18 protein-coding genes are annotated in these 12442 nt (G+C 61.1%); 2 read left to right on the forward strand and 16 right to left on the reverse strand.

Annotation, left to right across the window (positions count from 1 at the left end; genetic code table 11):
* Positions 1–46: 46 nt before the first annotated feature.
* On the reverse strand, positions 47–706 hold the full coding sequence (locus ACU8YE_RS18260; protein ID WP_232041192.1) for a c-type cytochrome: 660 nt from the start codon (positions 704–706) through the stop codon (positions 47–49).
* Between the two features lie 256 nt (positions 707–962).
* On the opposite strand from ACU8YE_RS18260, the gene yihA reads away from it, so the two are divergent.
* Together yihA and hemB are read left to right on the forward strand one after the other, a co-directional pair.
* On the forward strand, positions 963–1664 hold the full coding sequence (yihA, locus tag ACU8YE_RS18265; RefSeq protein ID WP_045203015.1) for a ribosome biogenesis GTP-binding protein YihA/YsxC: 702 nt from the start codon (positions 963–965) through the stop codon (positions 1662–1664).
* A 150-nt stretch (positions 1665–1814) separates the two neighbouring features.
* On the forward strand, positions 1815–2810 hold the full coding sequence (hemB, locus tag ACU8YE_RS18270; protein ID WP_232041193.1) for a porphobilinogen synthase: 996 nt from the start codon (positions 1815–1817) through the stop codon (positions 2808–2810).
* Here the strand turns inward: hemB and dsbD are convergent, their stop codons facing one another.
* The 15 genes from dsbD to rplF form a co-directional block, all read right to left on the reverse strand.
* Positions 2811–4643, reverse strand: a complete 1833-nt coding sequence (gene dsbD / locus ACU8YE_RS18275; RefSeq protein WP_446929306.1) for a protein-disulfide reductase DsbD — start codon at positions 4641–4643, stop codon at positions 2811–2813.
* An 18-nt stretch (positions 4644–4661) separates the two neighbouring features.
* On the reverse strand, positions 4662–5000 hold the full coding sequence (gene cutA, locus ACU8YE_RS18280; RefSeq protein WP_232041195.1) for a divalent-cation tolerance protein CutA: 339 nt from the start codon (positions 4998–5000) through the stop codon (positions 4662–4664).
* Positions 5001–5158: 158 nt separating this feature from the next.
* Entirely contained in the window at positions 5159–5557 is a 399-nt protein-coding gene (rplQ, locus tag ACU8YE_RS18285) for a 50S ribosomal protein L17 (RefSeq protein ID WP_024977878.1), read from the reverse strand.
* Positions 5558–5712: 155 nt separating this feature from the next.
* Complete coding sequence (locus ACU8YE_RS18290; protein ID WP_004634508.1) at positions 5713–6693, reverse strand: DNA-directed RNA polymerase subunit alpha; 981 nt, start codon at positions 6691–6693, stop codon at positions 5713–5715.
* 239 nt (positions 6694–6932) lie between these two features.
* A complete protein-coding gene (rpsD, locus tag ACU8YE_RS18295) occupies positions 6933–7556 on the reverse strand; it encodes a 30S ribosomal protein S4 (RefSeq protein WP_092975823.1) in 624 nt (207 codons plus the stop codon).
* Between the two features lie 202 nt (positions 7557–7758).
* Positions 7759–8160, reverse strand: a complete 402-nt coding sequence (gene rpsK / locus ACU8YE_RS18300) for a 30S ribosomal protein S11 (RefSeq protein ID WP_003264143.1) — start codon at positions 8158–8160, stop codon at positions 7759–7761.
* Between the two features lie 24 nt (positions 8161–8184).
* A complete protein-coding gene (gene rpsM, locus ACU8YE_RS18305; RefSeq protein WP_004634501.1) occupies positions 8185–8550 on the reverse strand; it encodes a 30S ribosomal protein S13 in 366 nt (121 codons plus the stop codon).
* Between the two features lie 21 nt (positions 8551–8571).
* Positions 8572–8688, reverse strand: coding sequence for a 50S ribosomal protein L36 (gene rpmJ, locus ACU8YE_RS18310; RefSeq protein WP_003264141.1), 117 nt, complete (start codon positions 8686–8688; stop codon positions 8572–8574).
* A 30-nt stretch (positions 8689–8718) separates the two neighbouring features.
* Complete coding sequence (infA, locus tag ACU8YE_RS18315; protein ID WP_003264140.1) at positions 8719–8937, reverse strand: translation initiation factor IF-1; 219 nt, start codon at positions 8935–8937, stop codon at positions 8719–8721.
* Between the two features lie 26 nt (positions 8938–8963).
* A complete protein-coding gene (gene secY / locus ACU8YE_RS18320) occupies positions 8964–10286 on the reverse strand; it encodes a preprotein translocase subunit SecY (RefSeq protein ID WP_009277656.1) in 1323 nt (440 codons plus the stop codon).
* A gap of 57 nt (positions 10287–10343) precedes the next feature.
* A complete protein-coding gene (gene rplO, locus ACU8YE_RS18325) occupies positions 10344–10775 on the reverse strand; it encodes a 50S ribosomal protein L15 (RefSeq protein WP_024977880.1) in 432 nt (143 codons plus the stop codon).
* An 18-nt stretch (positions 10776–10793) separates the two neighbouring features.
* The gene (gene rpmD / locus ACU8YE_RS18330; protein ID WP_003264137.1) at positions 10794–10976 is read right to left on the reverse strand and encodes a 50S ribosomal protein L30; all 183 of its coding nucleotides are present in this window, start codon (positions 10974–10976) and stop codon (positions 10794–10796) included.
* Positions 10977–10998: 22 nt separating this feature from the next.
* Positions 10999–11517, reverse strand: coding sequence for a 30S ribosomal protein S5 (gene rpsE, locus ACU8YE_RS18335; RefSeq protein ID WP_004634493.1), 519 nt, complete (start codon positions 11515–11517; stop codon positions 10999–11001).
* Positions 11518–11538: 21 nt separating this feature from the next.
* Positions 11539–11895 (reverse strand): 50S ribosomal protein L18, encoded by a 357-nt coding sequence (gene rplR, locus ACU8YE_RS18340; protein ID WP_004634492.1) that lies wholly within the window; start codon positions 11893–11895, stop codon positions 11539–11541.
* Positions 11896–11906: 11 nt separating this feature from the next.
* Complete coding sequence (gene rplF, locus ACU8YE_RS18345; RefSeq protein ID WP_004634491.1) at positions 11907–12440, reverse strand: 50S ribosomal protein L6; 534 nt, start codon at positions 12438–12440, stop codon at positions 11907–11909.
* Positions 12441–12442 lie beyond the last annotated feature (2 nt).

Raw genomic sequence — 12442 nt, forward strand, 5'->3', positions numbered from 1 at the left:
TTCTTGTTGATTGTGCGACCGTCACATGACGGCCGGGTGCGGCAGATTAGCGCAGGCCCGCAATGTAGTCGGCTACCGCCTTGATCTGCTGGGCCGTCATGCGACCAGCCAAGTCGCGCATCTGTACGCTGTTCTTGCGGGTGCCGCTTTGGAACGCAACCAGTTGAGCTTCAGTGTATTCGGAGAACTGACCTGCAATACGCGGATATTGCGCCGGGATACCGGCACCCGTCGGGCCGTGACAGCCTGCGCATGCTGCGATACCGCGCTTGGCGTCGCCGCCGCGATACAGCTTCTGGCCTAGCTCGATGGTGTCTTTGCTCTTGGCCGAACCCGGCTTCCAAGCCGGTTGCTTACCCAGGTAGGCACCAATGTCCTTCATGTCCTGGTCCGACAGCGCGCCGGCATACAGGGACATGACCGGCTGGTTACGGTCGGTCTTGGCCTTGAAATCTTTGAGCTGCTTTTCGATGTATTCGGCGTGCTGGCCAGCCAGCTTCGGGTTGACGTTCATGGCGCTGTTGCCGCCGGCGCCGTGACAACTGGCACATGCAGGCACGCCACTGGCGGGCACACCGGTGTTGAAAATCGTTTCGCCGCGCGCGGCGTCGGCCTTGGCGACTTTTTGCTCTTCGGCATGGGCCATGGAAAAGACCGATGCCAGTGACAGCGCTGCGACAGCAAAAACGTTCGCGATGCGGTTCATTCGCACACCTTGTTTAGATTGTTTTCGAATGCTGCGTGCGCCGCCCAATGCGGGACCCTGCGGCGCCGGGCATCCCCTTCTCCTCGTGCCAGATCAGCGCATGAAAACGGACCGGCCCGGGCCTCGGGGCGGTCCTGCGACGGATCTGGTGGGGACGTCCGTAAACCGGCGTATTGTACAATAACACCTCTGCAATGCGACCTCGCGGCGCAGCAACCACGCAGTTCTGAACTGCAGTTTACAGGTACTGCCGCGCATGTCGCTCCTGCATCAAGCCCGTTTCTTCATCACCGTCAATCATCTGCGTGATTTACCGGCGACCGCCGTGCCGGAAGTTGCGTTTGCGGGCCGCTCCAACGCAGGCAAATCCACCGCGATCAACATCCTGTGCAATCAGAAGCGGCTCGCCTTTTCCAGCAAGACGCCTGGCCGCACGCAGCACATCAACTATTTCTCGGTGATGCCCGCCAAGGCGGAGGACCCGCTCGGTTTCCTGGTCGACCTGCCCGGTTACGGCTATGCCGAAGCGCCCGGCGAGACCAAATCGCACTGGGTTCATCTTCTGGGCGACTACGTCAAGGCGCGCCAGCAGCTCGCCGGCCTCGTCATCATGATGGACGCGCGCCGCCCGTTTACCGACCTCGATTGCCAGATGGTCGAGTGGTTCCTGCCGACAGGTAAGCCGATCCACGTGCTGCTCACGAAAGCGGACAAGCTGACCAACAACGATGCCTCGCGCGCACTCATGGCCGCACGCAAGGTGCTGGCCGATTACCGCGCGCAGATCGACGGCGATGTTTCGCTCACGGTGCAGTTGTTCTCCAGCCTGAAGCGTCGCGGCATCGAAGAGGCGCAGCGAATTGTCGCAGGCTGGCTGTGCCTGCCGGAGGCGCTGGAGCCCGAGCCGCAAGCCGAGCAGGCAAAAAAAACCCCGTCGCCAAACACGCAACGGGGGTAACGACCCCATCGAGCCATCGATGGGAACCCGCGTCAGGGAGGAGCCGCGGGGAACGCTGCATCAGCGTCGCTGGCGCATTGTCCGTGCATAGGATGGATAATCGCGACAAAGGTTTCGAAACTTCACAGTGTGTTCTTAGGGTCTGCTGAAATGATCGCGAGCTTCCCCGACCATCGTCCGCGCCGCATGCGCCGCGACGATTTCTCCCGCCGCATGATGCGCGAATCGCGCCTCACTGCTGACGACCTGATCTACCCGGTCTTCATCCTCGAAGGCACGAATGTGCGACAGGCCGTGCCGTCGATGCCGGGTGTCGAGCGCGTGTCGATCGATGTATTGCTGAGCGTCGCCGAGCAGTGCGTGCAGCTTGGCATTCCGGTGCTTGCACTCTTCCCCGTTATCGAGCCCTCGCTCAAAACGCCGGATGGTATCGAGGCCACCAATGCCGACGGCTTGATCCCGCGCGCGGTAAAGGCGCTCAAGGCGCGCTTCCCTGAATTGGGCATCCTGACCGATGTGGCGCTCGATCCGTACACGAGCCATGGCCAGGACGGCGTGCTCGACGCCAACGGCTATGTGCTCAACGAAGAGACGGTGGATATCCTGATGCGCCAGGCGCTGGTGCAGGCTGCGGCAGGCGTGGACATCGTCGCGCCATCCGACATGATGGACGGCCGTATCGGCGCGATTCGCCTGGCGCTGGAGAATGACGACCACATCCACACGCGCATCATGGCCTACGCGGCAAAGTACGCTTCGGCGTTCTACGGCCCGTTCCGTGACGCGGTGGGCTCGGCCGCCAATCTGGGCAAGAGCAACAAAATGACTTACCAGATGGATCCGGCCAACTCGGACGAAGCACTGCGCGAAGTGGCGCTCGACATCGCCGAAGGGGCCGACATGGTGATGGTCAAGCCCGGCATGCCATATCTCGATATCGTGCGCCGCGTGAAAGATGAGTTCCGCTTTCCGACGTACGTCTATCAGGTCAGCGGTGAATACGCGATGCTGAAAGCCGCCGCGCAGAACGGCTGGCTGGATCACGACAAGGTCGTGCTGGAATCGCTGCTGGCATTCAAACGCGCCGGGGCGAACGGCATCCTGACATATTTTGCGCTGGACGCCGCACGCCTGCTGCGCGCGTAATCAGGCCGTCGGCTTGACTGCCTGTGTCGTGCCGATCGCGCGGCGCAGGCTTTCCAGGAACGTGTCGGCGCGCTCAAAGCCAACCACACGCGCCTTCAGTTCGCGACCCTGCGCATCGAAGAAGACCGTGCCGGGCGGACCGAACAGGCCGAAGCGTTTGAGCAAGGCTTGGTCATCAGCGTTGTTGGCCGTCACGTCGGCCTGCAGCAGCACCACATCGGCAAGCGCCTTGTGCACACGCCCATCGGTAAAGGTCAGGCGCTCCATCTCTTTGCAGCTGACGCACCAGTCGGCGTAGAAATCGAGCATCACCGCACGCCCCGATGCGCTCGCGTTGCGCACTTCGGTGTCGAGTTCGGCGATGCTCTTCACGCGCTTGAATATCACGCCGCGTGTTTCCGCTTGCGCGGACGTGCCCGCCGATGCGCGAATCAGTCCGCCCAGCGGTTGCAGCGGATCGCGGCCCCCGGCGGCGACACCGACCAGTTGCGCCGCCCCCGCCAGCGCGAGCACCACACCCGCGACCTTGCCCAAGCGCTGCACGTTGCCTGCGCCATCCGGCAGCGAATCGAACGTCCGCAGAAACACGGCCGCACCGATCAACAACCCACCCCACGCGACCATCACCGCCCAGGCCGGCAACACCGGCTGCACGATCCACAGCGCCACCGCCAGCAGGATGAAACCGAACACCGCTTTGGTGACGATCAACCAATGGCCAGCACGCGGCAGCAAGTTGCCCGCCCCCACACCTACGAGCACAAGCGGCACGCCCATGCCGATCGACATCGCAAACAACGCCATGCCCCCGATGGCTGCGTTGCCCGTCTGCGCGATGTAGGCCAGCGCACCCGCCAACGCCGGCGTCACACACGGGGACACGATCAACGCCGACAGCGCGCCCATCACGACGGCTCCCACAATCTCGCCGCCGCCATGCTTGCTGGAAGCTTTTGTCAGGTGATCGCGCCAAGCCGCCGGCAATTGCAGTTCATACAGCCCGAACATCGATAGCGACAGCGCCACCATCAAGACAGCAAACGCGCCAAGCACCCACGCATTCTGCAGCGCGGCTTGCAGCCCCTGCCCGGCCAAACCGGCTGCCACACCCACGGTGGTATAGACGACGGCCATACCGAGCACGTAAGCCGCCGACACGATTGCTGCGCGCGAGCGCGTCGCGTGTTCGCCGACCACGATCGCCGACAAGATCGGCAGCATGGGCAGCACGCACGGCGTGAAGGTCAGCAGCAGCCCGAGCCCAAAGAACAACGCCGCAATCGCTCCCAGATTGCCGCTGCCGAGCGTGCTGGCGATGCGGCCGAGGACATCCCCGGAACTGGCATCGCCACCGCCCGCGGAAGACGTGCCCGACAACGAGGCGGCGGGCTCCACCAGGAAACGGCTCTTCATCGGCGGATAGCACAGGCCCTGATCTGCACACCCTTGCGACGTGACGATCAGCGTGAAAGGCGCACTGGCGTTCTGGGCTTTCACACGGAATGCAACGTCATGCCGGTAGGTCTCGACGTCCTTGTTGAACGTCTCGTCAAACTTGACCTTGCCTGCCGGCATGTCAGGGGGTGCCAGCGTGACGGTCGCCGGATCCGCCGCCACCGCGAAGCGCTCGCGATACATGTAGTAGCCGTCGGCAATAGCGAACCTCACTTCGACGGTCTGGCTGTCGACCTGTTTGGCGGCGAAGCGGAATGCCTGCTCGGGTGGCAGGAAATCGTCAGCAGCAAGCGCGCGCATGGGCAGCGTCGCCACTGCGACGAGCAACATCACCAACTGGACGACACGTCGGACGGACGCGAACGGAAAAAGGGTCATATCAACGGCACTCGAACATCAATTGGAAGGCTGGCGCGTTTCGTTGGCCACCCACGCAAGATACGCCGGCAAGCCTGCTGCCACCGGTACAGCGATGATCTCGGGGACCTCGTACGGATGCGCCTTGCGTAACGCCAGCTCCAACGCCGGGTAGGCTGCGTGCGTGGTCTTGATCAGCAGCGGGATCTCGGCGGCGTGCTCGATCGCACCATTCCACCAGTACGTCGACGCGCAAGCCGGCAAGCGATTGACGCATGCTGCTGCACGAGATTCCAGCACGACCTTGGTTACGCGATCCGCACTATCGGCGTCGGGCAAATTGGTCAGCACGAGCAGTACTTCGGTTCCGGCGGACATAGGTACTCCAGGGATGCACGCTGACAGCTAGAACACCGAAAGCGGGCAACAAAAAAGCCAGGATGCGAATCCTGGCTTCATTGTAATGCGCGCCGCAGCACGCATTCTTGGGCTTGGCCAACGCGACGCCATGTCGCGCCGGCAAACCTGGGCTGACCTTACTCGGCAGCGCCGTCGACTTCCACAGCTTCGGCAACTTCCGGACGGTCGAGCAGCTCGACCAGCGCCATCGGCGCATTGTCGCCCTGACGGAAGCCGAACTTCAGGATACGGGTGTAGCCGCCCGGACGGGTCGCGAAACGCGGGCCCAGTTCGTTGAACAGCTTGGTAACCATGTCGCGATCGCGCAGGCGGGCAAATGCCAGACGGCGGTTGGCGACGGTGTCCTTCTTGGCCAGCGTGATCAGCGGCTCGACAACCTTGCGCAGTTCCTTGGCCTTCGGCAGCGTGGTCTTGATCAGCTCGTGCTGCAGCAGCGAGTTGGACATGTTGCGCAGCATCGCGAGACGGTGCGACGAGGTGCGGTTCAGTTTCCGCAAACCATGACGGTGACGCATGATGATTCCTTTTTAGGAGTGTTTGACCAGCTCTTCTATCGCCGCCACGTGTACAACGCGGCGTGGCGCGGGCCGGTAGCCTTAACAATAAGCCACCCAAAACGGAGATGGCGAGAAAACCGGCCGATGCTCACGCACCGGCCGACGATTACGATTTACTTCTCGAGACCTGCGGGCGGCCAGTTCTCGAGCTTCATGCCGAGCGTCAGGCCACGCGATGCGAGGACTTCCTTGATCTCGTTGAGCGACTTGCGACCCAGGTTCGGGGTCTTGAGCAGTTCGTTCTCGGTACGTTGGATCAGGTCGCCGATGTAATAGATGTTCTCGGCCTTCAGGCAGTTGGCCGAACGCACCGTCAGTTCCAGGTCGTCGACCGGGCGCAGCAGGATCGGATCGATCTGCGGCGCACGAGCAGCGGCGGCCTCGGCGGCGCTTTCGGTGCCCTCCAGCGCGGCGAACACCGACAGCTGATCAACCAGGATGCGAGCCGACTGGCGAATCGCCTCTTCCGGCGAGATCACGCCGTTGGTCTCGATGTTCATCACCAGTTTGTCGAGGTCGGTACGCTGCTCCACACGTGCAGACTCCACCGCGTACGACACACGGCGCACCGGTGCGAACGACGCGTCCAGCACGATGCGGCCGATAACCTTGCTCGACTCATCGCCAAACTTGCGCACGTTGCCCGGCACATAGCCGCGGCCTTGCTCGACCTTCAACTGCAGATCCAGCTTGCCACCGGCCGACAGGTTGGCGATCACGTGACCCGGATTGATGATCTCGACATCGTGCGGCAGCTCGATATCGGCGGCGGTCACCACACCCTCGCCTTCCTTGCGCAGCGACACCGTGACTTCATCACGGTTGTGCAGCTTGAACACCACGCCCTTCAGGTTCAGCAACAGGTTGACGACGTCTTCTTGCACGCCATCAATGGTGGAATATTCGTGGACGACCCCAGCGATCGTGACTTCGGTCGGAGCATAGCCGACCATCGACGACAGCAGCACGCGGCGCAGCGCGTTACCGAGCGTGTGGCCGTAGCCGCGCTCGAACGGTTCCATGACGACCTTCGCGTGATGATCGCCAAGCGGCTCAACCGCAATAATTTTGGGCTTCAGGAGTGCTGTTTGCATTAGGTTGTCCTATTTCAATACCCTCGGCTCGTTACACCGATAAGGCTGACGGATTGGACTGGAAAGGTTCCATCGCGGACGTTGCGACGGAAGACGCACATGCCGCAATCGCGTTGCGGCACGTAACGATTCGGATTGGATCGGCGCCCAAATATCGCAGGCGCGTGAACACAATATCGTTGACGATGAGCGTCCCCAGAAGGCGCACGAGCCCGCACTTTGCAGTACGGGCGTTGTCATTAACGCGAATACAGTTCGACGATCAGGCTTTCGTTGATGTCGCCAGCGATATCCGCACGATCCGGGGCTTGCTTGAAGGTGCCTTCCATTTTCTTGGCGTCCACGGCAACCCAGATCGGGAAACCAGTCTGCTCGGCCAGCGACAGCGATTCCGCAATACGCACTTGCTTCTTCGACTTTTCGCGGATGGCAATCACGTCGCCCGACTTGACCTGAGCCGACGGCACGTTCAGAGCTTGGCCGTTCACCAGGATCGCCTTGTGCGACACCAGTTGACGCGCTTCTGCGCGGGTCGAGCCGAAGCCCATGCGGTAAACGACGTTATCCAGGCGCGATTCCAACAGTTGCAGCAGGGTTTCACCCGTGTTGCCCTTGCGGCGATCGGCTTCGGCGAAGTAACGGCGGAATTGACGCTCCAGCACGCCATAGATGCGCTTGACCTTCTGCTTTTCACGCAGTTGGTTACCGTAGTCGGAGGTGCGGGCGCCGGAAGTGCGGCCGTGCTGACCAGGCTTGCTGTCCAGCTTGCACTTGTCGGCGAGCGAGCGGCGTGCGCTCTTCAGGAAAAGGTCAGTACCTTCGCGGCGAGACAGTTTCGCCTTGGGACCGGTATAGCGTGCCACGTTATGTTCCTTCGTTATCAGTCATCCGTGGCGCACGGCCGCGGATGGTCCGCCGCTCAGCCCCAACAACGGGACCGCAGCGAACAGTGGGCTTATGAAAAGACAAAACCCGCCTTCCGGAAAATTCGGAAGACAGGCAAGCGGGCAAGTATAGCACCCGCGGACCAGCCTCGCCAGTAACTGGAGAGGCCGGTCGAATCACTTAGATACGACGACGCTTCGGCGGACGGCAGCCGTTGTGCGGCACCGGCGTCACGTCTTCGATCAACTGGATCTTGATACCCAGGTTGTTCAGTGCACGCACCGCCGACTCACGACCCGGGCCCGGGCCCTTGATGCGCACTTCCAGGTTCTTGATGCCTTGGTCCTGCGCCACGCGGCCAGCACTCTCGGCTGCCACCTGAGCAGCGAAAGGCGTGGATTTACGCGAGCCCTTGAAGCCTTGGCCACCCGACGTCGCCCACGACAGAGCGTTGCCCTGACGGTCGGTGATCGTGATGATCGTGTTGTTGAACGACGCGTGAACGTGCGCGATGCCGTCGGCGACGTTCTTGCGAACCTTCTTGCGCGCGCGCTGGGCGGCGGTATTCGCTGCTTTTGCCATAGTTCCTATCCTTTACCCGACGGATTACTTCTTGAGCGCGACGCCGGCCTTGCGCGGACCCTTACGGGTACGGGCATTGGTGCGGGTACGCTGACCACGCATCGGCAGGCCCTTGCGATGGCGCACGCCACGGTAGCAGCCCAGATCCATCAGGCGCTTGATGTTCATCGTCGTTTCACGGCGCAGGTCGCCTTCGACGAGGAACTTCTCGATTTCCTTACGCAGCGCGTCCTGGTCCGGATCCGTCAGGTCCTTGACCTTCTTGTCGGTCGGGATACCAGTAGCCTCGCAAATCTTCTGAGCGCGCGAGCGGCCGATACCGTAGATCGCCGTCAGGCCAATCACGGTATGTTTGTGGTTGGGGATGTTGACCCCTGCGATACGTGCCATTCGTCAATCCTCTTTGCGAAATTAGCCTTGGCGCTGCTTATGACGCGGGTCCGACGAGCAGATCACACGCACCACGCCCTTGCGCTTGATGATTTTGCAGTTGCGGCAAATGCGCTTAACAGAAGCCAGCACTTTCATGATTTTCCTCTTCCTTCAATTCCAGTCCGCTCACTTCGCCCGGAATACGATGCGCGCGCGGGACAGATCATACGGGGTCAATTCGACCGTCACCTTGTCCCCGGGCAAGATGCGGATGTAATGCATGCGCATCTTGCCGGAAATATGGCCTAACACTACGTGGCCGTTCTCTAGCTTGACGCGAAACGTTGCGTTGGGGAGGTTTTCCAGCACCTCGCCCTGCATCTGGATCACGTCATCTTTAGCCATGTCCCTTCAGGTTCGTGCGATCACTCCTAGCGGAGCGTCAGGTTTCCCTTGAAATTCGCCTTCTTCATCAAAGACTCGTACTGCTGAGACATCACGTAGGACTGCACTTGCGCCATGAAGTCCATCGTGACGACCACGATGATCAACAGGGACGTCCCACCGAAGTAGAACGGCACATTCCAACGCAGCACCAAGAACTCTGGCAACAGACACACCAGCGTGATGTAGATCGCACCCGCCAGGGTCAAACGCACCAGAATCTTGTCGATATACCGCGTGGTTTGCTCGCCCGGACGGATGCCCGGGATGAACGCACCACTCTTCTTCAAGTTATCCGCCACTTCGCGGCTGTTATAGACCAGCGCGGTGTAGAAGAAACAGAAGAAGATGATCGCCGCTGCATACAGCAGGATGTACACCGGCTGACCCGGCGACAGCGTTGCTGCCAGATCCTTGACGACCCGTGCGACCGGATTCGTCGAGTTACCGGCTGTAAACCAGCCCGCGATCGTAGCTGGGAACAGAATGATCGACGATGCAAAGATCGGCGGAATCACCCCAGCCATATTCAACTTCAGCGGCAGATGCGACGACTGTCCGCCATAAATCTTGTTACCAACTTGCCGCTTGGCGTAGTTGACGAGGATCTTGCGCTGGCCGCGTTCAATGAACACGACCACAAACGTCACCGCACCGATAATCGCCACCACGAGGATCGCTGAGAAAATCCCCATCGAACCCGTACGCACCAGCTCGAACAACCCGCCGATCGCGTTGGGGAGGCCCGCAGCAATTCCGCCAAAAATGATGATCGAGATCCCGTTGCCCAGACCGCGCTCAGTGATCTGCTCACCCAGCCACATCAAGAACATCGTGCCAGTCACCAGCGTAATCACTGCGGTGGCCCGGAACATCAGACCCGGATCCAGTACCAGACCCGGCTGCGCTTCAAGCGCCACTGCAATCCCCAGCGCCTGGAACGTTGCCAGGACGACCGTACCGTAGCGCGTGTACTGCGTAATCTTGCGCTGGCCGGCTTGGCCTTCCTTCTTCAACGATTCCAGCTGCGGCAGCACGATCGTCAGCAGTTGCATGATGATCGACGCCGAGATGTACGGCATGATCCCCAGCGCAAACACCGTGAAACGCGACAGCGCGCCGCCGGAGAACAGGTTGAACATCCCAAGGATGCCACCCGACTGCCGTTGGAAAAGCTGCGCCAGTTGATCCGGGTCGATGCCAGGCACAGGAATGTGCGCGCCGATCCGGTACACCAGCAGTGCCAGAACCAGGAACACCAGCCGACGGCGAAGATCGCCGTACTTGGCCGTGTTCTTGGCCTGGGCCATCACATTAGGTTTCGCCGTGGCCAAACGGATGCTCCGTCAGTGTGAAACAGCAGGCTATTAGGCCAGCGAGCCACCAGCTGCTTCGATTGCGGCTTTCGCCCCAGCCGTCGCGCCGATACCCTTCAGAGTGACCTTCTTGTCGATTTCACCCGACAAGATCACCTTGGCGCTCTTGACCATCTCGCCAACGAGGCCGGCTTGCTTCAGGGACAGCAGATCGATTTCCTCGATCGGCAGGCCCGCGAGGTCGCCCAGACGCACTTCAGCGGTGAATTCCTTGGTCAGCGAGGTAAAACCACGCTTGGGCAGACGACGATGCAGGGGCATCTGGCCGCCTTCGAAGCCGACCTTGTGGAAACCACCCGAACGCGACTTCTGACCCTTGTGACCACGACCAGCCGTCTTGCCCAGGCCCGAACCAATACCGCGACCAACGCGGCGCTTGGCGTGCTTGGAGCCGGCTGCCGGCTTCAGGTTATTCAGTTGCATGTTCTTCTCCGTCTTGCCTTAGCCGATGACCTTGACCAGGTAGGACACCTTGTTGATCATGCCGCGCACTGCGGGCGTGTCCTGCAATTCGGACACCGAGTTCATGCGGCGCAGGCCCAGGCCGCGCACCGTGGCGCGGTGGTCTTCGCGCGTACCGATCAGGCTGCGCACGAGTTGGACTTTCACGGTTTTCTGCGACATATCGTTCACCTATCCCTTCGGCTTAGCCGAGGATCTCTTCGACCGACTTGCCACGCTTGGCGGCGACTTCGGCCGGGGTGCTCATCTTGCGCAGGCCATCCAGCGTTGCGCGCACCATGTTGTAAGGATTGGTCGAACCGTGCGACTTGGTCACGATGTTCGTCACGCCCATCACTTCGAAGATGGCGCGCATCGGACCACCGGCGATCACGCCAGTACCGTCCTTCGCGGGCATCATCTGCACCTTTGCGGCGCCATGCTTGCCAACCACTTCGTGCTGCAGCGTACCGTTCTTCAGCGGGACCTTGACCATCTTGCGACGGGCTTCGTCCATTGCCTTCTGCACGGCCACGGGGACTTCTTTTGCCTTACCCTTGCCCATGCCGATACGGCCGTCGCCGTCGCCGACCACAGTCAGAGCAGCGAAACCGAGAATCCGGCCGCCCTTGACCACCTTGGTCACACGGTTGACCGCGATCATCTTCTCGCGAAGACCGTCGTCGCGCTCGTCCCCTTGGACCTTAGGTTGAATTTTTGCCATGACGATATCCTCTATGCCGGCTTAGAACTTCAGGCCAGCTTCGCGTGCCGCGTCGGCCAGAGCCTTTACGCGACCGTGATAACGGAAACCCGAGCGATCGAACGCCACGGCTTCGATGCCGGCAGCCTTCGCCTTCTCAGCGATACGCTTACCCACCAGGGTGGCAGCAGCGGTGTTGCCACCGTTGCCGTTCAGTTCCTTGCGGACTTCGGCTTCCGCCGTCGAGGCCGAAGCCAGGACCTTGGTGCCATCTTCCGAGAAGACCTGCGCATAAATGTGCAGGTTCGTACGGTGCACAGCCAGACGGGCGACGCTCAGTTCCGCAATTTTCAGGCGGGTCTGACGTGCACGGCGCAGACGCGAGTCATTTTTGTTCATGATGTGCACCCTTACTTCTTCTTGGTTTCCTTCAGGATCACACGCTCATCGGCGTAGCGCACACCCTTGCCCTTGTAGGGCTCCGGCGGACGATAACCACGCACTTCAGCGGCGACCTGACCAACTTTTTGCTTGTCCGAACCCTTGATGATGATCTCGGTCTGCGTCGGCGTTTCCGCCTTCACGCCTTCCGGCATCTCATGGATCACGTCGTGCGAGAAACCGAGTTGCAGCTTCAGAGCAGTGCCCTGAACCGATGCACGGTAACCCACGCCGACCAGGTTCAGCTTGCGCTCGAAGCCCGTCGTCACACCCTTGACCATGTTGGCCGTCAGGGCGCGCATCGTACCTTGCAGCGCATTGGCTTCACGCGACTCATCTGCCGGCGCGAACGTGATCGTGCCGTTGTCGGTGTTGACCTTGACAAGCGAGTGAATCGGCTGCGTCAGAGTGCCCAGCGGGCCCTTAACGGTCAGCAGACCACCTGCGAAATTGACTTCTGCGCCCTTGGGCAGCGCGATGGGAGCCTTACCTACGCGAGACATGG

This window comes from Ralstonia sp. VS2407 (assembly GCF_052950655.1).

Bases quoted from the DNA above. Each gene is read 5' to 3' on its own strand.
- ACU8YE_RS18260 (WP_232041192.1), bottom strand. From the start codon at position 706: ATGAACCGCATCGCGAACGTTTTTGCTGTCGCAGCGCTGTCACTGGCA.
- yihA (WP_045203015.1), top strand. From the start codon at position 963: ATGTCGCTCCTGCATCAAGCCCGTTTCTTCATCACCGTCAATCATCTG.
- hemB (WP_232041193.1), top strand. From the start codon at position 1,815: ATGATCGCGAGCTTCCCCGACCATCGTCCGCGCCGCATGCGCCGCGAC.
- dsbD (WP_446929306.1), bottom strand. From the start codon at position 4,643: ATGACCCTTTTTCCGTTCGCGTCCGTCCGACGTGTCGTCCAGTTGGTG.
- cutA (WP_232041195.1), bottom strand. From the start codon at position 5,000: ATGTCCGCCGGAACCGAAGTACTGCTCGTGCTGACCAATTTGCCCGAC.
- rplQ (WP_024977878.1), bottom strand. From the start codon at position 5,557: ATGCGTCACCGTCATGGTTTGCGGAAACTGAACCGCACCTCGTCGCAC.
- ACU8YE_RS18290 (WP_004634508.1), bottom strand. From the start codon at position 6,693: ATGCAAACAGCACTCCTGAAGCCCAAAATTATTGCGGTTGAGCCGCTT.
- rpsK (WP_003264143.1), bottom strand. From the start codon at position 8,160: ATGGCAAAAGCAGCGAATACCGCCGCCCAGCGCGCGCGCAAGAAGGTT.
- rpsM (WP_004634501.1), bottom strand. From the start codon at position 8,550: ATGGCACGTATCGCAGGGGTCAACATCCCCAACCACAAACATACCGTG.
- rpmJ (WP_003264141.1), bottom strand. From the start codon at position 8,688: ATGAAAGTGCTGGCTTCTGTTAAGCGCATTTGCCGCAACTGCAAAATC.
- infA (WP_003264140.1), bottom strand. From the start codon at position 8,937: ATGGCTAAAGATGACGTGATCCAGATGCAGGGCGAGGTGCTGGAAAAC.
- secY (WP_009277656.1), bottom strand. From the start codon at position 10,286: ATGGCCCAGGCCAAGAACACGGCCAAGTACGGCGATCTTCGCCGTCGG.
- rplO (WP_024977880.1), bottom strand. From the start codon at position 10,775: ATGCAACTGAATAACCTGAAGCCGGCAGCCGGCTCCAAGCACGCCAAG.
- rpmD (WP_003264137.1), bottom strand. From the start codon at position 10,976: ATGTCGCAGAAAACCGTGAAAGTCCAACTCGTGCGCAGCCTGATCGGT.
- rpsE (WP_004634493.1), bottom strand. From the start codon at position 11,517: ATGGCAAAAATTCAACCTAAGGTCCAAGGGGACGAGCGCGACGACGGT.
- rplR (WP_004634492.1), bottom strand. From the start codon at position 11,895: ATGAACAAAAATGACTCGCGTCTGCGCCGTGCACGTCAGACCCGCCTG.
- rplF (WP_004634491.1), bottom strand. From the start codon at position 12,440: ATGTCTCGCGTAGGTAAGGCTCCCATCGCGCTGCCCAAGGGCGCAGAA.